The organism is Chryseobacterium sp. GTID13, from assembly GCF_056172655.1.
Genome location: NZ_JAOCMB010000006.1, coordinates 1 through 22,155 on the forward strand (window position 1 = coordinate 1; position 22,155 = coordinate 22,155).

A 22,155-nucleotide genomic window follows, 5' to 3' on the forward strand; every position below is an offset into this window, starting at 1 on the left:
CTGTATGGAACTTTGAATTATTTCCTGTATTTTTTTTATCAATGGTACTGTTAGTCAGTTGTGGCAGATCATTGAGATAATGTTTTATAAGTAACTGCCTTTTTAAATATTGGTTAGGCTCTGAGGGAAGGAAGTTAAAAGTTTTGAACAAGCTGATGTAGTATTCAATAAACAATTTGCAGTTGTATAATAATGATTACATAAGCTGTCGTGCAGGTAGAAATTTTCTCCTGGCAGTCTTGAAAACCGGATCATAGCATCCTGTATTCTTTTATTAAGCAGCGTAATCAGATGTGTGTGCATAGCGTTAGTGGGCTAAGCCACGCCTGAAGCGTGGATGCTTTCAAAGTTAAATATTGAATGGAATGTTTAGTAAAATCAGAAATAGTAAGTTTTTGCTATTTTTTTCTAAAGATGTAGAAATTTATTTTAGCAATGTCCCCATTCAGTGGCAATTTTTATTTTCTTACCTCTTTTTGGAGGTTAATTTTCGGTAGCTATTCGTAATCATCAACATAAGACAGAGGCTATCCGGGAGGAAAGATTGGCGTAATATCATCTGCTTATACCAATGAAGCTTACTAAGTCTCCCATAACAGAATTTACCTTCTCAAATAGAAGCGGCATCCTTTTGAGCGTTCTTTTGGGCGCAAACGATATAGCGGATAGCCCGGTCCGTCAGCATTAGAGAGTCTGCTTATCGGGGTAATCCAAGCGGTAAAAGCCATGGTGGAAAATTTTCAATGTTCTGCTTTGCGACATTGAAATGGCAATATCAGGATGCTTGGTGCTATTAGAAGCCCTTAAATATGTACGGTTAGATTAGCAGTAATTATAATAACTACGATTGCTTCCAACAATAAATAGCTCGCGATTTAAAGCCCAATCAGCAAACAAGACATTTTCTAACCCGAATTATACCATAGAAATACAAAGAAACAGTGGTCTGCGTTCCTTTTTTGAATAGAGCCGGTTGTAAGTGTATTGAAATTTTTATATCTTTGATAACGAGTTACAAGGAAGTGTATTGTAAAACAACGCAGTAAGTACCATTACTAATTCATTACCTCCTTTTTCAAAATCCTCTCAAGCGCCCTTTCAGCAAGGATTTAGCAAATTTGTTGCTATTTTATTTTAAAAAGTTGTATTGAATAAAAATCACGAGAAAATCTGTAAGCCGGATTTTGTTCTTCCGAAGAAGTGCCTGTTATTTATCTGCGTCTTGCATTGCTGCAAGACTTGAGCTGATTACCCCTCGGCTTTCAGGACGAGCCGCCCCTATTTTCATTACTGAAAAGAACCGATATACTTATCATTGCACCGCAAAGAGTTTACCTGGTTTCACTACAGCCGAACTGTACCTGCTTTCTGTTGCACTTGTCCTACCCTCACGGGTGACGGATGTTATCCGCTTTGCTGCTCTATGGTGTCCGGACTTTCCTACCCCTGCCGAAACAGGAATCAACAAGCCGATTTTCTCGCGGTTGCAAAGATACGGATTTTTGTTGATGTGATGATGTGCTAATGTGACGATGTGTTGATTTGTTGATGTGCAAATGTGTTAATGTTGCGGTGTGATAAATGTTTCAGATTATGAGGAGTGATTTTTCGGGTTTGGCTAAGCCGGATGATGTCTTTTTCTTTGTTAAATGGGCTAAAGCCCATTCCTATTAAATATTAAAACTGACCAATAAATTCAATAATGCTTATCATAATCAAATCATCACATCACCAAATCATCACATTAGCACATCATCGTATCATCGCATCAAATTACTCCCTCATCATATCAACAAATCAACACATTATTATTATCTTCGTGCCATTATATAACTATGACTTCCAGAGAAAAAGAATTTGCGCAGCTTATTAAGGATAATCAGGGCCTGATTATTAAAGTTTCCCGCTTGTACACCAATTCTCTTGAAGATGAAGAAGATCTGTTTCAGGAGATCGTGCTCCAGCTTTGGAGAAGCTACGACTCTTTTAAAGGAAATTCTAAAATTTCTACGTGGATGTACCGCGTAGCCCTTAATACAGCCATTACTCTTTTCAGAAAAAAAGCAAAAGCCTTCCTACGAACGAGCTGGACATCAACCATAAAGATTTTGTAGAGGATGATGACGAAAAGCAGCAGCAGATCTCGCTTCTTTATACCGTGATCAAAACCCTTCCCAACATAGAAAGAGCCATTGTAATGATGTATCTTGACGACCTGCCTTATAAGGATATTGCTGAAAACCTCGGGATTACCGAAGTTAATGCACGTGTGAAAATGAACAGATTAAAGAAAACCCTTAAAGAACAGATGCAAAAATATGCCTGATTTTGATTTAGACAGCTTTAAGAAAACATGGCAGGAGCAGCCTGTTCAACCGAAATACGACAGCAATGAAATCCTTCAGATGCTGAACAAAAAATCGCGCAATTATGTGAAGTATATTTTCTGGATCAGCGTGGTGGAATTTTTATTCTTTTCTGTTTTGGGATTATTCTATTTCTTTCAGGATGAGGAATCGGATAGCTTCCGTAAAATACTGGAAAAGCTGGGGGCACAGAAAGCTCCTGAAATAGAAACTAATTTTGATCATGCTTATTTGGCTATAAAAATCTTAAGCCTGCTGATTACCGCTTATTTTGTCTTAAAATTCTACCAAAATTATCGCAAAATAAAAATCGAAGAAAACCTCAAGGTTCTCATCATACGAATCATCAAATTCAAGAAAACAGTCAACGCTTTTATCCTGATCAGCATTGCCCTTCTCGTTGCTTTTACCTTTGTGTTTACAGCCTTTATTTTCTACGCACTGAATTCCCAGAATGTGCGGCCGGACAATTCCAACCTGATTATTGTTATTATCGGCATCATTGTAAGTACTGTACTGTGCGTACTCCTGATCTGGCTTTACTACAGGCTTGTGTATGGAATTATCATCAGAAAACTGGACAGAAATTTAAAACAGCTCAGAGAGATAGATTCTCAGGAAAATTAATACAAACAGGCAGCAGTTCAAGATTTTTCATTAATTTTATTCCACCAAATCTTAAACTATGCCATTATCTTACGTCCATGGAGCTTCCCACATTCCATTGTTGGGACAAACCATTGGGGGAAATCTTAAAAAGACCGTTGAAAAATATCCAAACCAAGAAGCTTTAGTCTGTGTTCACCAGGATTACCGGGCTACCTATCAGGAATTTTATAACCAGACAACAGCTGTTGCAAAGGCTTTAATCTTTTCAGGAGCCAAAGCAGGAGACAGAATCGGCATCTGGTCTTCAAACCGGTATGAATGGGTATTGCTGCAATATGCCACAGCCCGTATAGGCACGATATTAGTCAATATCAATCCGGCTTACAGAACACACGAGCTTACCTATGTCATCAACCAATCCGGCATCCGGATGATGTTTTCTTCTTTAAGCTTTAAAACAAGCAATTATAAGGAAATGGTAGAATATGCAAAAGAAGTATGTCCCAGCCTGGAACATGAAATTTTCTTTGATGACAATTGGGAAGATTTTCTGAACAACGGCCAGAACATTTCGGATGATACACTTCACAGCTTTGAAGAACATGTCCAGTTCGATGATCCTGTAAATATTCAGTATACTTCCGGGACGACAGGCTTCCCGAAAGGCGTTACCCTTTCCCATCATAATATTTTAAACAATGGCTATTTCATCGGTATACGCTTAAAATATTCGGAGAAAGACCGCGTCTGCATTCCTGTTCCTTTTTATCACTGTTTCGGAATGGTCATCGGAAACATATGCTGTACCACCCACGGCGCATGTATGGTGATCCCTAATGACAGCTTTGATCCGGATATTACCTTAAAAACAGTTTCCGAAGAAAAATGCACTTCTTTATATGGGGTTCCGACGATGTTTATCGCTGAGCTTGCAGTCAAGGATTTTGATACTTACGATTTTTCAAATTTAAGAACCGGGGTGATGGCCGGATCCGTCTGCCCTCCTGAAATCATGAAAAAGGTAGAAAGCCTGATGAATATCAAAGAAATGAGTATCTGTTACGGAATGACAGAAACGTCTCCTGTATCTACCCAAACTTTGATAGGTACACCGCTGGAAAAACAGGTCAGCACCGTAGGAACCGTTCAGGATCATCTTGAAATCAAAATTATAGATGAAAACGGAAAGATTCTGGAGCGGGGCGAACATGGCGAGCTCTGCACCAGAGGCTACTCCGTCATGCTGAAATACTGGAATGATCCTGAAAATACCAAAAAAGTACTGGACGATGCCCGTTGGATGCACACCGGGGACATGGCAGTAATGGACAGCGAAGGCTATATCACCATTTCCGGAAGAATTAAAGATCTTATCATCCGAGGTGGAGAAAATATTTCGCCTAAAGAGATTGAAGATTTTCTGTATACCTATCCGAATATCCTGGATGTTCAGATCATTGGCGTTCCGAGTGAGAAATTTGGAGAAGAAGTGATGGCCTGGGTAAAGGTCAGGAAAGGATTTGATGTAACGGAAACCGAGCTTTTGGAATACTGCAAGGGAAGAATTGCTCATTATAAAGTTCCTAAATACTGGAAGTTTGTAGATGAATTTCCTATGACTATTTCAGGAAAAATAAGGAAAGTGGAAATGCGGGAGATTTCTATTAAAGAATTACAACTGGATGCATTGAAACAACGTTCTTAATTGATGCTTTATGTTATAACGCAAAGTTTTATTTTAAATACGTTAATTTGAAGAAAAGCAAAGGATACGGCTACGCCTTTGATTAAGCTATACGGTTAAAACGACCGCTTAGTCAGATCAATGAAATTGATCCTTCTTAACTCATCTAAAATAGGCAATGATTATAGTAAAGCTTTGCGTTAAAAAATTCTCGTGGATTTAGCTGATTGAGCAGATTCATTTGTTAATTAAACTGATTTATTTTATTTTCAAGAAATATAAAAAGCCCAGCAATGCCGGGCTTTTTATCTATATTGTATAACTTTTTAAAGTTCTTTTCTCAATCTTGCTACCGGGATATTAAGCTGTTCACGGTATTTTGCAATTGTTCTTCTGGCAATATTATAACCTTGTTCTTTCAGCATCACCACCAGCGCATCATCGGTAAGAGGTTTTCTTTTGTTTTCTTTCCCGATTACTTCCTGAAGATGGGTCTTTATTTCTTTGGTAGAAACTTCTTCACCGTCGTCATTCGTTAAACTGTCAGAGAATAAGTCTTTCAGATAAACAATTCCGTTCGGAGTATCGGCATATTTGCTTTTTACAACTCTCGAAATGGTAGAAATATCGAATCCGGTAATGTCTGCAACATCTTTCAGGATCATTGGTTTCAAAGATTTTTCGTCTCCGGTGATAAAATAATCCTTCTGAAATTTCACAATGGCTGTAATCGTCTGCAACAGGGTATTCTGACGCTGGTTAATAGCATCAATATACCATTTCGCAGCATCCAGCTTCTGCTTGATGAATAATGCCGCCTGCTTATGTTCAGAAGAGTTTTTATCGTGGGAATATGTAGTTAAAATATCCTTATATTCTTCGGAAACCCTTAGAGTCGGAGCATTTTTGCTGTTAAGCATCGGAATCACTATTCCGTCTTTCACCTGGATCACAAAATCCGGGATAATTTCCTGGTTGATGGTGATGGTCTGGGTATCAAAATTCCCTCCTACTTTTGGCGAAAGCTTGGAAATTTCATCTAACGCGTCTTTAAGATCATCTTCTTCTATATCATATTTCTGGATAATCTTGTTGTAATGCTTATTGGTAAGCGCATCGAACTGATGTCTTAAAATATTGGCAGCGAGAGAAACCGCTTTATCAGAGCTTACCTTCTTCTCGATCTGAAGCAGTAGGCACTCCTGAAGGCCTCTTGCTCCAACGCCTGGCGGATCCAGTTTCTGGATATAATTTTCAAGGATATCCTCTACCTTTTCTTTCGTGGTATAAATTCCCTGAGAGAAGGCAAGATCGTCAACAATAGCTTTGATCTCCCTTCTTAAATATCCGTCTGTATCTAAATTCCCTATAATATATTCAGCAATTTTTACATCTTCTTCGCTGATATTTACCAGGTGGATCTGCTCCAGCAGGTAATCATACAATGACTGGCCTTCAGTAAGAAGACTTTCATTATCGAACTCTTCATCGTCCGGAGAATAGTTGCTGGATGCGGTTTTATAGTTAGGTTCGTCATCGTAGATATACTCGTTGACGTCAAAATCTGTCTCAATACTATCGGTTCCTTCGTCCTGATAAGCATCTTCAATAGAAGAGTAATCATCTTCCTTGGAATCTTCCTTTACAATTTCCAAAGCAGGATTTTCTTCTAACTCCCTTTCCAGCTCCTCTTCGAATTCCAATGTATGAAGCTGGATAAGCTTCATCAACTGGATCTGCTGAGGGGCCAGCTTCTGTCCTAATTTGAGTTGTAAGTGTTGTTTAAGCATATTAGTCTTTGTGTTTTAACATAACATATTCTACGAATTTAATGAATTAATTTGAAAAAAAACACATTTAGCATGATTTTTGCATTATAGTTTCAACATAATAAACTATTGGAAAATAAAAAAAGCCTTAATTTTTACATTAAGGCTTTTTTATTGTTCTAGAATTCAGCGCTTTTCGGCGTTCTAGGGAAAGGAATCACATCTCTGATGTTGGTCATTCCGGTTACGAAAAGAACCAGTCTTTCCAATCCCAAACCAAATCCTGCATGTGGTACAGAACCGAATTTTCGGGTATCAAGGTACCACCAAAGTTCGTGTTCATCTACATGCATATCTGCCATTTTCTGTTTTAATACGTCTAATCTTGCTTCTCTTTCCGATCCTCCGATGATCTCTCCGATTCCAGGGAAAAGAACGTCCATTGCTGCAACGGTCTTATTGTCATCGTTCAGTTTCATATAGAAAGCTTTGATCTCTTTCGGATAATCGAACAATACAACCGGGCTTTCAAAATGCTTTTCAACCAGGAATCTTTCATGTTCAGACTGAAGATCCGTTCCCCAGTTTTCAACCGGATACTGGAATTTTCCTTTTTATTTTCTTTTGAGTTCATTAAGATCTCAATGGCTTCCGTATAGCTCACACGTTTGAAACGCTTGGCAATTACATTCTGAAGTTTCTCGATCAGACCTTCTTTTGCTCTGTCTTTTTCCGGCTTTGATTTTTGTTCCTCTTCAAAACGTTTGTCCAGGAATTCAAGATCGTCTTTACAGTTGTCAAGAACGTACTGGATTACATATTTTAAGAAATCTTCCGCAAGATCGATGTTATCTTCAAGGTTGTTGAATGCCACTTCCGGTTCTATCATCCAGAATTCCGCAAGGTGTCTTGTTGTGTTCGAATTTTCAGCACGGAAAGTAGGCCCGAATGTATAAATTCTTCCCAATCCCATTGCTGCAGTTTCCCCTTCAAGCTGTCCGGAAACCGTCAGGTTGGTTTTTCTTCCGAAGAAATCCTGTGCAAAATCAATCTCACCATCCTCTGTTCTTGGGATGTTGTTCAGGTCAAAGTTCGTTACTCCGAACATTTCTCCTGCTCCTTCAGCATCAGCTCCGGTAATTACAGGGGTGTTGATGTAGAAAAACTGGTTTTTGTTAAAGAATGAATGCACGGCAAAGCTTACCGCGTGACGCACTCTGAAAACCGCCCCGAATAAGTTCGTTCTGAATCTTAAATGGGCCTGATCTCTTAAAACTTCCAGTGAGTGTTTTTAGGCTGAAGGATCGTTTTGTCCCTGTCTTCTGTAAAGTTATCTCCTAAAATAACGATCTTTTTCGCTACGATTTCAACACTTTGCCCGGCTCCCTGGCTTTCCACCACTTCACCTACTACCTTTAAAGAGGCAGCCGTACTGATCTTACTGATAATCTCCTCATCGAAATTCTCAAAATCAACAACAATCTGCAAATTATTAATCGTAGAACCATCATTTAGTGCTATAAAGCGATTTGCACGGAATGTTCTTACCCAACCGTAAACCGTAATGTCATGATGTAATACTTTCTTGTAATCCTGCAGGATTTCTTTAATCGTTTGCTTTTTCATTTGTTGATTATAAATTTTCGTTTAAAAATTAACGTTGGCAAAGTTACAAAAAAACAGCGTAACCTGATGATTACGCCATCTTTTTAAAAAACCATTATCAAATATTAGATCTAAAACTTAAAATATATTCCTGTTTCCACGGAAAAAGAGTTAAAACCTTTTGGAACCGTATTCCTGTACCAGAGTCTGTAAGGCATATATGAAGCCTGTATCCCAATTCCTATATTATTTTTCCATAACCTTATCCCCTGCCCGAACTTTAGAGTAGCAATGCTTTCCGCATCTATACTAATATTGATGGTATTTTCATCATCTTCAGTTTCGGGTTCATCCGGAACTGTTTTTCCATCAAAGAACAGGTTATGGAAACTAAGTTCACTCACCCACTCTATCCTGGTATTTCCGGCAGTATATTCTTTCACCAGCCTGCCTCCAAGATTCAGTATGAATTCCCTGGAATGTATGTGATAAAATGCTCCTCTTTTTCCGTAATCAAAATCATAGATACTTGAACTGTAACCGAAATTTCCACCTATCTCTAAATGGGACTTATTTTCATCAACAGGATACTGATACCAATACCCTATATAAAATCCCGGGCTCTGTTTTACTTTTTCAGAGGAAAAATTCATATAACCACCGGCTTCGATGAGTGATTTTTTATATCTCTGACCAGCTTCCGTACTTTGTGCTGCAATCTGTATACAGCATAAAAGCAGACAAAAAATATAGGATTTCATAGGTTAAAAATTAATTAATGGCAGTGTTCTTTTGTTGTTTTTGTTCCAGAAACCGATCTGAAGTCCTTTATTTTCATGTGTCTTATTGACCAAACCAATCTGTACCCCTTTGTTTTGCTTGCTTATATTGATTGCACCCCCTGGAACCCTTTCATCACCTGGGTGTTATTATAAATTCCGATCTGGGCGCCCCCAAAAGTATCTGCCGTATTGCTGAAAGAAATTAAAAGTCCGTGGCCTTCCCGCGCAGAATTATTGAGAAAAGAAACATGCAGCCCGTTAAGCTTACCGGAATTATTATTAAATCCATTCACCGTAAATCCATTGGTTACCTGGGCAATATGGTACATCGAAATTCCCAGCCCATTCAGTTTTTTAGCATCCGTCATTCCTCCTGTTGAAATATGTAAACCATTGATAGAGACCGTTGCCGCTTCGTCACCGGGAACTTCCACCGCATGTGGAAGCAGAAGATAAATAACGGAAAGAGGATTCCCCTGGAGATTAATACCATTGATCTTCTGGGTTTTGTAGTCATCCATTACGCCAAAATTGATTCCGGTTGTGTTTTCCATTTTGCTCTTAGGTGTGAATGAGATTATTTTTGATTTTATTTTTTCAACCTTTACACTGTCCTGAGCACAGATAATGCCTCCCGCAAAGAGACTGATGATCAAGAAAAATTTTATTTTCATAACGCTTTGTTTTAAAATGATGAATCAAAATTATCTGTGAAAAGCACAAATCCGAATGCGGAAAAAAATTAAAATAAAGAAGTACATTTGTGAAAATCACAAAACCATGTATCAGGAACTTTTACTTAAGGAAATCCGCAGGAAAATCGGAACACAATCGTTGAATGATGAGATTGCCAACATCCTCAATATAAGTTATGATGCAGCACACAGAAGAACGTCACTAAAGGCAAAATTCAGCTTTGAAGAAGCACTGGAACTGGCAAAATATTATCAGATTTCCCTCAACCAATTCATCACTTCGGACCGGCAGCTTGTAGTTCAGAAGACCTCCGCAGTAAACAATACGGAAGACCTGCAGTCTTTCTTTCAGAATAATCTCAGCATCTTTGAAAATCTTCCTCTTTCTGATGAGATGACGATTTATTATTCTGCGAAGGACATTCCTTTTTTCTATACGCTTTCGGATACTTTGCTTTCCCGTTTTAAAATTTATGTCTGGATGAATCTACTGAACTCCAAGCAGGTCTTCATTCCTTTTCTGCAATTTTCACCACCTTATTTTGAAGCTAACACTCAGGAGCTTAGAAAAAAATACGAAGCCCAAAATGTGGTGGAACTGTGGAATGACAGAACCATTTCCAGTATTTTGCAGCAAATTTTGTTTTATTTTGAAACCGGACTTTTACAAAAAAATGAGGCTGAAATTATTCTGAAAGAACTGGAAGAACTGATAAAATACATTGAGCACAAAACGGAAAGCAATCCAAAATTCCACCTCTATGAAAATGAGCTGATGCACCTTTCCAATGACATTTTTTTCATCATCCGCAACAGTCGCTTTTTGCCATACCTACTAATATGTTTGGGTATATTCTGGTTAATGATGCAAAAACCTGTGGTGAAACTCAGAATTATTTTGAACACCAGATTAAAAATTCAAAATCCTTGAACACGTCGGGAAACCGTGACAGAAAAATATTTTTCAATAAAATGTATAACCAGATTGAATCTTTAAAACAAAAAATGATACTATGAAAAGCCTCTATAATGGTGAATTTTTTGGAAAGACCAATGAAACGCTTCGTTTTGATGGGTTAACCATTACGGATACGGAATATACGCATCCGTACGTGGACTGGCACTATCATGAAAATGCTTATTTCACATTTCTTTTGCAGGGAAATATGACGGAAGGCAACAAAAAAGAAACTTACGATTGCCAGGCAGGAACACTACTCTATCATCATTGGGAAGATGCACATTATAATATTAAGCCTGAAATTTTTACGAGAGGATTTCATCTGGAAATTACTGAAAGCTGGTTTGAAAAGTTTCAGATTTCAAAAGAAGCTGTGGAAGGAAGCTTTAATTTGAAAGATCCTGCTTTAAAATTGTTGATGTACAGGATTTTTAAAGAAGCAAAAATCAATGATCCATCATCTGAACTTTCTGTTCATGAGCTTTTACTTGACATTTTCAGCCAATTATCTGAAAAGAGCCGGAATTCTGATAAAAAGCCGGAATGGACTCATAAGATTACTGAAATACTTCACGAAAATTTTACAGAAAAAATTAGCCTTACAGAGCTTTCAAAGATTCTGGATGTTCACCCGGTTCATTTAAGCAGGGATTTTCATAAACATTTCCAGTGTACCTTGGGCGTTTATATAAGAAAACTGAAGATCAATAAATCTCTGAAGCTTCTCAATACCGATTTGTCTTTAGCTGAAACAGCCCTTGAATGCGGTTTTACAGACCAAAGTCATTTTATCAGGTCTTTTAAAGAAAATACAGGGATTACGCCTTTGCAGTACAGAAACCTTCTGAAAAAATAAAGATGTTAATTTCATTCTATTTTTACTGAGAACCAATTCATATTTTTGTTTATATAAAACATTAACATGAAATCTCTTCTGCTGGTTACCTTATTCCTTGTTTCCGGATTTTCTTTGGGACAGTCCACAAATAGTACAGATCCTGAACCCATTGTACACCCTGTACAGAAAAAATACCTCAATAAAATTGTTTTTCTGGACAAAACCGTTCCCTTAGACCAGTTAAAAGAATCCGACCTTATTACTGCTACAGAATTTCAGGAAGATAAGAATCTTGATATCCGTATTTTTATGGACAATTCCTTAGTCAATTATTTACATCAGCTTGATCCTTCTTTAACTTCCGATGAACTGCTTAAAAAGGGAAATTATCAGTTTAGTTTCTACGTTGACGGAAAATTAATTTACACTGAAAATCTGAATACCGGAGCCGGAACCCCGGACGACAAAAAGAAGAAAACCACTTTCAGAATTCCTTTATTAAGCTCAAAAAATGAAGATTCCTGGGGAAGGTATATGTGGATGAGATTTTACTTTGGAAATGGAGGAATTGATGCTTTGGAAGAGGGAAATCATCTTTTAAGAATTGAAATCAAACCTTACCTGAAAAATCCGGCTTTAAAGACAGGAAATCTGATTGCAGCGGGAGAAATTCAATTAAAAATACCTCATAAAAATATTCCGGGGCAGCAGATTGCCGTTCAAAAAATACAGCCCAACAGCGGATGGAAGGTTTCCGGTGAAAAGCTGAATGAAGAGAAAATCAGACTTTTAAACAGAAAAATTGCAGAAAACAGGTTCAGGGAGATCACCGGCATTGCGGTTATTAAAAATGAAAAGCTTCTTCTGGAAGAATATTTCAGCAACTCCGGAAGGGATTCTTTGCAGGACACCCGTTCAGTCGGAAAATCTTTTGCCTCTGCATTGGCCGGCATTGCAATTCAAGACGGTTATCTTAAAAGTGAAAACCAAACGCTGAAGGAGTTTTATGACCTGAAACAGTTCAAAAATTATTCCTCGGCAAAGGACAGCATTACGATAAAGAGTCTGATTACCATGAGTTCCGGATTTGACGGAAATGATTCGGATGAAAGCTCTCCCGGAAATGAAGAAAATATGTATCCTACTGAAAACTGGGTGAAATTTGCCCTGGATCTGCCTGTAACACAAAATAAACCCGGAAAAACATGGAGTTATTTTACTGCAGGTGTTGTGCTGACCGGAGACATTTTAGACAAAACACTTCCAAAAGGTCTGGAAAATTATGCTGGGAAAAAGCTATTTCAACCTCTGGGAATTACAAATTACAAATGGCAGTTTACTCCGCAACAGAAACCTTCTCTGGCCGGCGGACTGCGGATGCGGGTACTTGACTTTGCCAAATTCGGACAGCTTTATAAAAATAATGGGTTGTGGAACGGCAAAAATATCGTCGACAAAAACTGGATAAAAAAATCTTTTACCAATTATTTCACTAATGATAAGGATTTTGAAGGGTACGGCTATTTATTCTGGCGCAAAGTGTACAAAGTAGGAGACCGCAGCTATGAAGCTTATCAATCCAGTGGAAACGGGGGAAACAAAATTATCATATTCACAGAAATTCCTGTTGTAATCGTAGTTACGGCAAAAGCTTATAACAAACCTTACGCCCACATACAGACGGATAAAATCGTTCAGGAATATTTGCTTCCAGCCATGTTTAATGAGTAATAAGTAATGAGTGATAGGTAATGAGTAATAAAATGCTGGATGTGCATATTATCAACTAATTAAACAGGAAAATGTTTTGGGGAAATAAGAGATAAATTTCAGATCTGTTATCTGAAAAATAATTATTCGTCTTTTTTAGAAGACACTAAAAAGACATCGATAAGTCCTTCCGGAAGCTGCATCTTGATGAACCTTTCGTCTCTGTTCACCTCAAGGATCCAGTCTTTAATGATTGGGATCACTACTTCTTTTCCGTCCAGATTGGTTACAAAATAGTTTTGGGCAGTCTGATCGTTTACAGATCGTATGACACCACAATCTTTATCATTTTCATCAAGAATATCGAAACCGATGATCTCATGATAGTAAAACTGTTTTCCGGAAAGTTTTGGAAGGCTTGCCAGCGGCAGGTAAACATTTTTCCCTAAGGATTGGTCTACCAATGCTTCAGTGGAGTTTTTGAAGGCAATATTCAGAGCATCATTTTTGCTCCATGATGATTTGGCAATAAAAAATGGAACCAATAATCCGTTGATCTCAACGAATATTGATTCCAATTTATTGTAAAGCTCGGGTTGATCGGTATCCAGTTTAAGGATCACATTTCCCGCAAGGCCGTGTCTGCGCGTGATTTTTCCTAGTAAATAGCAATCTTCTTTACGCATACAGGGTTTTCTTAAGCTTCAGTGTTTTCTTCAGTTTCAGCAGCAGGAGCTTCTCCTTCTGTAGCTTCAGCAACTTCTTCAGCAGGTGCGTTAGCAGCTTCTTCAGCAGCTTTAGCATCAGCCTCAGCTTGTGCAGCCGCAGCAACTCTAGCTTCGTTTACTTTAGCTTCAGCTTCTAAAGCAGCTTTCTTAGCGTCAGCCTGAGCTTTAGATAAACCTTCTACTTTACCTTGTACTTTTTGTTCTTTAGATTCTACCCAAGCATTGAATCTTTTTTCAGCTTCAGCCTCATCAAAAGCTCCTTTAGCAACACCACCTTGTAAGTGTTTTTTGTAAAGGGCACCTTTATAAGAAAGGATCGCTCTTGCAGTATCAGTTGGCTGAGCACCGTTGTTTAACCACTTTACAGCAGAATCAACGTTCAAATCGATAGTTGCAGGGTTAGTAATTGGGTTGTAAGTTCCTAGTTTCTCGATGAATCTACCATCTCTTCTAGCTCTAGAATCTGCAACCACGATGTGGAAGAAAGGCTTACCTTTTTTACCGTGTCTTTGTAATCTGATTTTTACTGACATAATGTTGTGAATTTTATGGGAACTCGTCCCAGTTAAATATTTAAGAGTGCAAAGATAATACTTTTTCTGATATGTTAATAAGTTGATACGATAATTTGTTGATTTTTTCTATCCCGTATCATAATTATTCATTTATTCTTCCGCCAGAGTTCCCATATAAAAAAGTCCCAGGCATTTCTGGTTCTCCTCAATGGTTAAAGATTCTTTAAGTTGGTTTACAATAGCGGGAGAGCTCCAGTAGCAACCGATATTATTCGCTGTGCAGGTAAGGTACATATTCTGTACTGCCATGGAAACAGCAGCAATTTCTTCCCATTCGGGAACCATACCGCTGAAATTGACCACAATAGAAGCTACGGCATCTGCTTTATTGATTTTGAAACCGATATCCTGGTATTTCTTCTCCAAAAAAGTGTGTTCGGGTTGTGTGGCTTTGTAAATAGCCTGCATTTCTGAAGCTAATTTTGCTTTTTCCTCTCCTTTAAAAATCTTAAAACGCCATGGTTTTGTACGCTTATGATTAGGAGCTAAGGTTGCTGAGTGTAGGATTTCATCAAGGATTTCCTGAGATATCTCCCTGTCAGAATAATCTTTTGGAAAGATGCTTCTTCTCTGCTCTATGATTTGTTTTAAAATTTCTGCATGATTCATACTGCAAATTTACAATATGTAATTGAATGCATTACTTTAAGAATAATTAATAGTTGATATTATTGCAATACTAAATGACCTCTATAATTTTCTGGTGAATTTTGTTCAGGGTAAACTCAGCGCCGGGTTTCATTCCCATCATCTTTTTGGCCATAGGGCTTTCAGGGGAAATGGCGTAAAACCGGTCGCCCTCATAAAAGAATTCTCCTAAAGAAACCGAAATATAGAAACGGGCTTTATTCGTAATCACCAGCGAACCCAGCTGTATCTTTTCCGTAGAGGTATTGAGAACCTTTGACATATTTCTTTTAAGATCATTCAAAGCTCCCAACTGACGCTGCATCTGGTAAATTTCCTCCTGCATCTCCTCCCTCATGCTGTCATATTTTGGAGTCTTTTTAATATCACGGCTGGCTTCCAGGGTAAACTCGATAAAATTTTTAAGCTTTTCTATTTTTTCAGAAATTACCGTTTTTACGTAATCTCTTATATCACTTTTCTCAAATACGATCTTCTCCATGAATCTAATCTTTACATAAAGATAATAATTTTTTAAAATAATAATTGATATTTTCATTCTTCATAAAAACCGGCCGGTAATTCTTAAAATTACTCTTACAGAAGATCGGTTATTGATTAAATGTAATAAAAAAGCCTTGTGTTTCCACAAGGCTTATGTTTTTTACTTTTCAGCAAGCTTTTTAAGATCTCCCAGTCCCTGGTCAAACATTTTATTCATATTCATATCCATCATCGGCTTCATAATCTTCATCATGGTATTCAGCTCATTGTCTATTGCCCAGGTAACTTTTGTTCCGTTTCCTTCAGGCGTCAAAATAAATTTTGCAACCGCGTCACCTTCAAAAGGTTTGATGAAATGAAGCTTGGTCACCATTTTTTCGCCAGGTACGATTTCGGTGATCGATTGCTCGCCCTCTCCTACTTTGTCATTTCCTTTCCAGTGATAGGAATCTCCCACTTTGTCGCCATCCCCTGAATAAGTGATCACAATATCTTTATCTGCCTTGGAAAAAGGATCCCAGATATTATATTGCTTCAGCGAACCTACATGCTGCCATACTTTCTCCTTCGGGGCATTGATTACAACGGATTTTTCAAAGTGATAATTCTTACTGAAAGCCAGCATGGCAATAACTGCATATACTATCAGTAAAAGAATGATTACGCCAAGAATTTTTAAGAGTGTTTTCATAGTTTTGATATTTTAAGTTTATTTTTTTACATTTTTACCACAAAAACCATTAAAATGAATTCATCACTCTTTAATCTGGTATGTTTGTGGTTTATTATTATTCAAAATTAGTCATTCCACCCACATCGCTGCTTTTCATATGACAAGATATTAAAGTTAAAGTATTTTTGTCACATCTGGATATCCGGGCATTATTTTTGTGTATTTCAGCTGTGATTCCCATTGAATCATTAAATTTACCTTATCAAAAACCGAAAAATGAATATTTTAACCGAGAAATTTAATACACCATATCACGCAGCACCGTTTACCGGCATTAAAAATGAAGATTTTCTTCCTGCATTCAAGGAACTGATCAAACAATCTGAAGATGAAATCAATGCCATTGTCAGTAATCCTGAAACGCCGACTTTTGAAAATGTCATTGAGACATTGGCTTATTCCGGGGAACAGCTTGATGTGGTTTCCAATATTTTTTTCAATTTGAATTCTGCTGAGACAAGTGACGAAATTCAAAAAATCGCCCAGGAAGTGTCTCCGCTTTTAACTGAGTATTCCTCAAAGATTTCCCAGAATGAAGATCTTTTCAGCAAAATCAAAAAAGTATACGATGAAAAGGAAAAATATAAGCTGAATGAGGAGCAGGAAATGCTGCTGGATGAAACGTATAAAGGTTTTGTAAGAAGCGGCGCCCTGCTGAATAAGGAAGACAAAGAAAAACTTCAGAAGATCAATATGGATCTCTCTTTGAAGTCCCTTCAGTTCGGGCAGAATGTTTTAGCCTCTACCAATGCTTATTTCAAACATATTACCAATAAAGAGGACCTGGCCGGAATTCCGGAGGCTATCCTTGACCAGTATGCCGAAGAAGCTAAAGAAAGGGAACTGGAAGGCTGGGTAGTTACTTTACAGTATCCAAGTTATATTCCGTTCATGACCTATGCCGAAAACAGGGAGCTGAGAAAGGAAATTGCTCTGGCCAGCGGTAAAAAATCTTTTGACGGCGGAGAATTCGATAATCAGGAACTCATCAAGGAGCTTCTGCAGCTGAAACAGCAGAAAGCTGAATTATTAGGCTATAAAAATTATGCAGAGTACGTTCTGGAAGAAAGAATGGCAAAATCTCCGGTAAAAGTTTTTGATTTTTTAAATGAACTTTTAACGAAAGCAAAGCCGTATGCAGATAAAGAAATTGAAGAACTCAGAGCTTTAGCCAAAGCTGATGGAATAGACGAATTGCAAAGCTATGACCATACTTTTTATGCTGAAAAACTACGTAAACAGAAATATGATTTTAATGACGAAGAGCTGAAGCCTTATTTTCCATTGAACCAGGTACAGGATGCTGTTTTTGGCCTGGCAGGAAAGCTTTTCGGACTGCGTTTTGTGGAAAGGAACGATATTCCGAAATACCACGAGGATGTGAAGGTATATGAAGTTTTCGAAACTGCTGAGACGGACGGTGTAAAAGAAGAAAAGTTCAAAGCGTTACTGTATGTTGACTATTTCCCGAGAAAAGGCAAAAGAGCCGGAGCCTGGATGACGAGCTATAAAAACCAGTATAAAAAAGACGGCGAAAACTCCCGTCCGCATATTTCTATTGTGTGCAATTTCAGCAAACCGACGAAAGATACGCCAAGCTTACTGACCTTCCAGGAAGTAACGACCTTGTTTCATGAATTTGGTCACGCCCTTCACGGAATGATGGCTGACACTCAATATCCAAATCTTTCCGGAACCTCTGTGAAATGGGATTTCGTGGAACTTCCGTCCCAGTTTCTGGAGAATTTCTGCTATGAGCCTGAGTTTTTAAAGACTTTTGCCAAACATTATAAAACCGGAGAAGTACTTCCTGACGAAAAGATTGAAAAGATCGAACAATCGAAAAATTTCATGGAAGGCTACCAAACGATGAGACAGCTTGGATTCGGACTTCTGGATATGAACTACCATACAAAAGTCGGAGAGCTGGCGAATGAGAGCGTGAAAGCTTTTGAAGATAAATATACCAAAGCAACCTCCCTTTATCCTGTGAATCCTGAAACAGCCATGAGTCCAAGTTTTTCCCATATTTTCCAGGGCGGGTATTCTGCAGGTTATTATTCTTACAAATGGGCGGAAGTTTTGGATGCAGATGCTTTCCAGTATTTTAAAGAAACCGGAATCTTCAATCCTGAAACGGCAGCAAAATACAAAATCCTTCTTTCTTCAGGTGGAACAAAAGACCCTATGGAACTGTATAAAAGCTTCAGGGGAGGCGAACCTAAAGTGGAAAGCCTGCTGAAGAGAGCATTCGGATAAATATTATAAATAATCAAAAATATACTAATAAATAATTATGAAATACTCAGATGTTTTCGTGCCAGGAGGATTTCCTCAATACACATACAATCCAAGAGAAGAGAAGCAACTAGAAGAAAAAATTGAAGAAACGAGGAATAATTTATGTAAACTCGTGACAATAACCGGCCAAACAAAATCAGGAAAAACAGTACTAACAAAAAGATTTTCCCCAAAGAAGATTCAATTTGGATTGACGGAGGATCTATCAAAACTGAAGAAGATTTTTGGAATGCTTTGATTGATAAGCTAGAATATTATCAGCTTGAAAGCTTTTCAATCAATGAAGAAACATCTAGTGGATCATCTTCTGAAGGCTCATTTAAAGCAGGAATTAAGATTGTTGAAGGTTCCGTAAAGTCTCAACTCAATGAGAATGAAAAATCCGGAACAATAAATTTGCGTACAAAAACAGTAAGTACAAAAATATCAGCTATAAAAGGCTTAGAAACTTTTAAACTACCGTTAATAATAGATGATTTTCACTATATAGATAGGACAATACAAGGTACAATAATAAGAGCATTAAAAGCTTCTATTTTTGACGGAATCCCCGTTTTAGTTATTGCAATTCCGCATAAAAGATTTGATGCAATGAAAGTTGAAAAGGAAATGACTGGTAGGATTTCACAAGTTCAAATACCAATGTGGACAAATGAAGAGCTATCTTTTATAGCTGTTAAAGGATTTCCACTTCTTAATCAGACAATTGATGAGGATTTAATTAATTACCTTTCTGAAGAAGCTGTGGGAAGTCCACATTTAATGCAAGAATTTTGTAGAAATATTTCAAAAAAATTATCATTAGGGCAACAGATACAAAGAAATGATGCAGAAAATATTTTTGCTGAAATTGCAGATAATATAGGACGTCCAATTTTTGAAAAATTAATGAGAGGACCTAGGCAAAGAACTGATAGAATTCAAAGAGAATTAAAAACCGGGGAAAATGTAGACATTTATGGTTTAATTTTAAAAGCATTAGCTCATATTAAACCTGGATTAGTGAGTATAGAGTATGAAGAACTTCGACAAGCTATTCGAGAAGTAATTTCGACCCAAATGCCACAAATACACGAAATTGCAAGAGTTTTAAAAACTATGTCAAAAATTGCTGCCACAGATGAAAGCTCTGCTCCTGTAATTGATTTTGATGACATTGAAAAAAAACTACATATTACTGATCCTTTTTTTGCATTCTATCTTAAATGGGGTACAATATAAACCTAAACATATTTATTATTTTGAAAATGAATTAATAAACAATATTATACGGTAAAAATCTTAGAATTTTTACCGTTTTCTTTTTTACTACATAAATGTTGTGATAATTTGGTTTAATTATTTTTATTGAAAATAACAACTGAATAAAAAAGTTTTCACTTTGGAAATTTTCGCAATATTTTCGTAGAAAGTCAATGTTAATTCGTTTTATCTAAATTTAGCCATATTAAAACCAAATTTTATATGACCCAACAGGAACAGATCGCAGAATACATCAATAGCCAGCCGGAGTCTAAACGCAATGATATGCTGGAACTGCACCGCAGCATTCTGGAAATAAATCCGACATGCCAGCTATGGTTTCTGGATGGTAAAGATGATGAAGGCAAAACTGTTTCCAATCCCAATATTGGCTACGGACATTATACTATACAATATGCCGGTGGAAAGACCAGAGCGTTTTATCAGATTGGTATTAGTGCTAATACCACCGGAATTTCAGTCTATATTCTCGGTATTGATGATAAGAAATATTTAGCGGAAACGTATGGAAAAACTGTAGGCAAAGCGAGCGTTACCGGATATTGTATAAAATTCAAAAAGCTGGAAGATATTAATATTGAAACACTTAGGACAGCTATACGGGATCGGTTGATCACGACATAGGACAAACCGAAATTTCTTTACCCTCGGCATAGCTTTTCCCCCAGTCGCAAAGGCTTTCCAAAATAGGAATTAAATCCAGGCCTTTATTCGTTAAAACGTACTTAATTCCGGGAGGAACCGTTTCAGGAATTTCTTTCTTGACAATAACTGCATGAGTTTCCAGCTCTTTCAGCTGCCGCCCTAAAACCTGTTCGGAAATATTGGGCAACTCCTTTTTTAATAAATGAAACCTGTTATTTCCCTGTGAAATAGAATAAACAATTTGCGACTTCCAACGGCCGCTAATCATTGCTACCGCTGAATTGAGCTCACAAACCTGAAATAAAAACTGTTCATTTATCGCCTGGGTTGAATTTTCTTTACGCATAAGTCTTCATTTTTAACGGCTCACAATTTTGTTCGTTATTGTACAGAACAAAATGCTTGCTGAATTTTGTAATAAAATTACACAATATGAATAAGGTAATAAGCATTATGATCGGATTACTTACGGCAATTTCAGCCAAGGCACAGGAAAAATGGGTGATAAAATCTGACTATTTGGAAAAATCCGACACAGTTCTGATTTTTAAGCCCAAAACCTATCAGAAAACAGAAAAATATCCCTTGATCTATCTTTTTCATGGTTACAGCGAAAATTATAAACAGTGGTCCAAAACCACAGATTTACAGAAACTGGCCGATCAATATAACTTCATTATTGTTACACCAGATGGTTTTACATCTTATTATATCAACAGCCCCATCAACAAAAGTTCACAGTATGAAAATTTTTTCTTTAAAGAATTGGTCCCGAAAGTACACCGTTCATTTACTGTTGACAACAGAAATATTTTCATCAGCGGTTTGAGTATGGGAGGTTACGGAGCTTTGCGGTATTTCATTCTGCATCCGGACTATTTCAATACAGCAGGTTCTACCAGCGGGGCTTTGGAAATTGATTATCCCAATTTTCAAAAGGCAAGTCAGCATTTCTGGCAGAACAATAGAATGACGGACGATTTAACGAAAAATTTAGGCCATCCGAAAACCACAAACTGGAACCAATACAGTATTTCAGCACTTTTGAAACAGCATCCGGATTTTAAAAAAGCTTTTATTTTTGACTGCGGAACAGAAGATATCCTATATCCGATTTCCCTGCAGCTGAAACACCAGACTGACAGTCTTAAAATCCCGGCTACGTTTATCAGCCAGCCGGGTGATCACAATACGGAATACTGGAACAAATCCATTGAGCATCATTTTGTCTATTTCCAACAGCATTTGAAGAAATAGAAAAGATAAAAGCTGGGTAATTTATTTTAAATCAATTAAAAACATGAAATTAGATGGTGTCTTTTTCAGGAACATTTACAAATTCCCCTCTTTCAACAACAACCCTGTTGCCCCATTCTGTAATGGCTTCTAAAACAGGAATAAATGTTTTTCCAAGATCAGTCAGGCTGTACACCACTTTTACAGGTGGTTTTTTGCCAAAAACTTTCCTTGACACCAAACCGTCTTTTTCCAATTGCTTCAACTGTAGACTCAAAGTCATTTCGGTCACTGCCGCCAGTTCTTTCCGAAGCTCGCTGTATCTTTTAGGCTCTTCTTTCAAATGGTAAAGTATGACAGCTTTCCATTTTCCGCCTACCAGATCCATGGTAAGACTTACAGTACAGGGATATATTTTTCCTTTCAATTTTACGTGGTCACCAATGCACTCTGTTTTCATTTTAAATTTATTTTGGCCTATCGGTTTAGATAGTTATTGCAGATGTAGCGTACTAAAAATAATT

At 37.4% G+C, this 22,155-nt stretch carries 21 protein-coding genes, 1 other RNA gene and 2 pseudogenes; 11 read left to right on the plus strand and 13 right to left on the minus strand.

The window, feature by feature from the left end:
- Positions 1-1,157: 1,157 nt before the first annotated feature.
- Positions 1,158-1,481: RNase P RNA component class A (gene rnpB, locus N4G44_RS16095), an RNA gene on the minus strand.
- Between the two features lie 354 nt (positions 1,482-1,835).
- On the opposite strand from rnpB, the pseudogene N4G44_RS16100 reads away from it, so the two are divergent.
- The 3 genes and pseudogenes from N4G44_RS16100 (at position 1,836) to N4G44_RS16110 (ending at position 4,680) form a co-directional block, all read left to right on the plus strand.
- A pseudogene (locus N4G44_RS16100) lies at positions 1,836-2,326 on the plus strand (RNA polymerase sigma factor).
- Positions 2,319-2,993 (plus strand): beta-carotene 15,15'-monooxygenase, encoded by a 675-nt coding sequence (locus N4G44_RS16105; protein WP_474928358.1) that lies wholly within the window; start codon positions 2,319-2,321, stop codon positions 2,991-2,993. The pseudogene N4G44_RS16100 and the gene N4G44_RS16105 overlap by 8 nt, the downstream one beginning before the upstream one ends.
- 58 nt (positions 2,994-3,051) lie before the next feature.
- Complete coding sequence (locus N4G44_RS16110; protein WP_474928359.1) at positions 3,052-4,680, plus strand: AMP-binding protein; 1,629 nt, start codon at positions 3,052-3,054, stop codon at positions 4,678-4,680.
- Positions 4,681-4,985: 305 nt separating this feature from the next.
- Here the strand turns inward: N4G44_RS16110 and rpoN are convergent, their stop codons facing one another.
- The 5 genes and pseudogenes from rpoN to N4G44_RS16135 form a co-directional block, all read right to left on the minus strand.
- A complete protein-coding gene (gene rpoN / locus N4G44_RS16115) occupies positions 4,986-6,449 on the minus strand; it encodes an RNA polymerase factor sigma-54 (RefSeq protein WP_474928360.1) in 1,464 nt (487 codons plus the stop codon).
- Between the two features lie 158 nt (positions 6,450-6,607).
- A pseudogene (gene asnS, locus N4G44_RS16120) lies at positions 6,608-8,054 on the minus strand (asparagine--tRNA ligase).
- A gap of 110 nt (positions 8,055-8,164) precedes the next feature.
- Complete coding sequence (locus N4G44_RS16125) at positions 8,165-8,794, minus strand: hypothetical protein (protein ID WP_474928361.1); 630 nt, start codon at positions 8,792-8,794, stop codon at positions 8,165-8,167.
- A 3-nt stretch (positions 8,795-8,797) separates the two neighbouring features.
- Positions 8,798-8,926 carry an LA_2272 family surface repeat-containing protein gene (locus tag N4G44_RS16130; protein WP_474929008.1) on the minus strand — a complete coding sequence of 43 codons (129 nt, stop codon included), beginning with the start codon at positions 8,924-8,926 and terminating at the stop codon, positions 8,798-8,800.
- On the minus strand, positions 8,917-9,489 hold the full coding sequence (locus N4G44_RS16135; RefSeq protein ID WP_474928362.1) for a hypothetical protein: 573 nt from the start codon (positions 9,487-9,489) through the stop codon (positions 8,917-8,919). Before N4G44_RS16135 ends, N4G44_RS16130 begins: the two co-directional genes overlap by 10 nt.
- 106 nt (positions 9,490-9,595) lie before the next feature.
- Between N4G44_RS16135 and N4G44_RS16140 the strand changes: the two genes are divergently transcribed.
- From N4G44_RS16140 to N4G44_RS16150, 3 genes are all read left to right on the plus strand, one after another.
- The gene (locus N4G44_RS16140; RefSeq protein WP_474928363.1) at positions 9,596-10,441 is read left to right on the plus strand and encodes an XRE family transcriptional regulator; all 846 of its coding nucleotides are present in this window, start codon (positions 9,596-9,598) and stop codon (positions 10,439-10,441) included.
- Positions 10,442-10,523: 82 nt separating this feature from the next.
- A complete protein-coding gene (locus N4G44_RS16145; RefSeq protein WP_474928364.1) occupies positions 10,524-11,327 on the plus strand; it encodes a helix-turn-helix transcriptional regulator in 804 nt (267 codons plus the stop codon).
- Between the two features lie 66 nt (positions 11,328-11,393).
- The gene (locus N4G44_RS16150; protein ID WP_474928365.1) at positions 11,394-13,040 is read left to right on the plus strand and encodes a serine hydrolase domain-containing protein; all 1,647 of its coding nucleotides are present in this window, start codon (positions 11,394-11,396) and stop codon (positions 13,038-13,040) included.
- Positions 13,041-13,162: 122 nt separating this feature from the next.
- On the opposite strand, the gene rimM is transcribed toward N4G44_RS16150, so the two are convergent.
- From rimM to N4G44_RS16175, 5 genes are all read right to left on the minus strand, one after another.
- Positions 13,163-13,705 carry a ribosome maturation factor RimM gene (gene rimM, locus N4G44_RS16155; RefSeq protein ID WP_474928366.1) on the minus strand — a complete coding sequence of 181 codons (543 nt, stop codon included), beginning with the start codon at positions 13,703-13,705 and terminating at the stop codon, positions 13,163-13,165.
- Positions 13,706-13,716: 11 nt separating this feature from the next.
- On the minus strand, positions 13,717-14,280 hold the full coding sequence (locus tag N4G44_RS16160; protein WP_111956448.1) for a 30S ribosomal protein S16: 564 nt from the start codon (positions 14,278-14,280) through the stop codon (positions 13,717-13,719).
- Positions 14,281-14,412: 132 nt separating this feature from the next.
- The gene (locus N4G44_RS16165; protein ID WP_474928367.1) at positions 14,413-14,931 is read right to left on the minus strand and encodes a nitroreductase family protein; all 519 of its coding nucleotides are present in this window, start codon (positions 14,929-14,931) and stop codon (positions 14,413-14,415) included.
- A gap of 70 nt (positions 14,932-15,001) precedes the next feature.
- Positions 15,002-15,451: a hypothetical protein gene (locus N4G44_RS16170; protein ID WP_048502430.1), complete on the minus strand. Its 450-nt coding sequence runs from the start codon at positions 15,449-15,451 to the stop codon at positions 15,002-15,004.
- A 162-nt stretch (positions 15,452-15,613) separates the two neighbouring features.
- Positions 15,614-16,144 (minus strand): SRPBCC family protein, encoded by a 531-nt coding sequence (locus N4G44_RS16175; protein WP_474928368.1) that lies wholly within the window; start codon positions 16,142-16,144, stop codon positions 15,614-15,616.
- A 258-nt stretch (positions 16,145-16,402) separates the two neighbouring features.
- On the opposite strand from N4G44_RS16175, the gene N4G44_RS16180 reads away from it, so the two are divergent.
- The 4 genes from N4G44_RS16180 (at position 16,403) to N4G44_RS16195 (ending at position 20,374) form a co-directional block, all read left to right on the plus strand.
- A complete protein-coding gene (locus N4G44_RS16180; RefSeq protein WP_474928369.1) occupies positions 16,403-18,445 on the plus strand; it encodes a M3 family metallopeptidase in 2,043 nt (680 codons plus the stop codon).
- A gap of 37 nt (positions 18,446-18,482) precedes the next feature.
- Complete coding sequence (locus N4G44_RS16185) at positions 18,483-18,725, plus strand: hypothetical protein (protein ID WP_474928370.1); 243 nt, start codon at positions 18,483-18,485, stop codon at positions 18,723-18,725.
- Entirely contained in the window at positions 18,722-19,708 is a 987-nt protein-coding gene (locus tag N4G44_RS16190; protein ID WP_474928371.1) for a hypothetical protein, read from the plus strand. The genes N4G44_RS16185 and N4G44_RS16190 overlap by 4 nt, the downstream gene beginning before the upstream one ends.
- A gap of 243 nt (positions 19,709-19,951) precedes the next feature.
- Complete coding sequence (locus N4G44_RS16195) at positions 19,952-20,374, plus strand: DUF1801 domain-containing protein (RefSeq protein ID WP_474928372.1); 423 nt, start codon at positions 19,952-19,954, stop codon at positions 20,372-20,374.
- On the opposite strand, the gene N4G44_RS16200 is transcribed toward N4G44_RS16195, so the two are convergent.
- On the minus strand, positions 20,364-20,741 hold the full coding sequence (locus N4G44_RS16200; protein ID WP_474928373.1) for a winged helix-turn-helix transcriptional regulator: 378 nt from the start codon (positions 20,739-20,741) through the stop codon (positions 20,364-20,366). The genes N4G44_RS16195 and N4G44_RS16200 overlap by 11 nt on opposite strands.
- An 86-nt stretch (positions 20,742-20,827) precedes the next feature.
- Between N4G44_RS16200 and N4G44_RS16205 the strand changes: the two genes are divergently transcribed.
- The gene (locus tag N4G44_RS16205; RefSeq protein WP_474928374.1) at positions 20,828-21,652 is read left to right on the plus strand and encodes an alpha/beta hydrolase; all 825 of its coding nucleotides are present in this window, start codon (positions 20,828-20,830) and stop codon (positions 21,650-21,652) included.
- A 49-nt stretch (positions 21,653-21,701) separates the two neighbouring features.
- Here N4G44_RS16205 and N4G44_RS16210 read toward each other — a convergent pair whose 3' ends face one another.
- Complete coding sequence (locus N4G44_RS16210; protein WP_474928375.1) at positions 21,702-22,091, minus strand: winged helix-turn-helix transcriptional regulator; 390 nt, start codon at positions 22,089-22,091, stop codon at positions 21,702-21,704.
- Between the last annotated feature and the right edge of the window lie 64 nt (positions 22,092-22,155).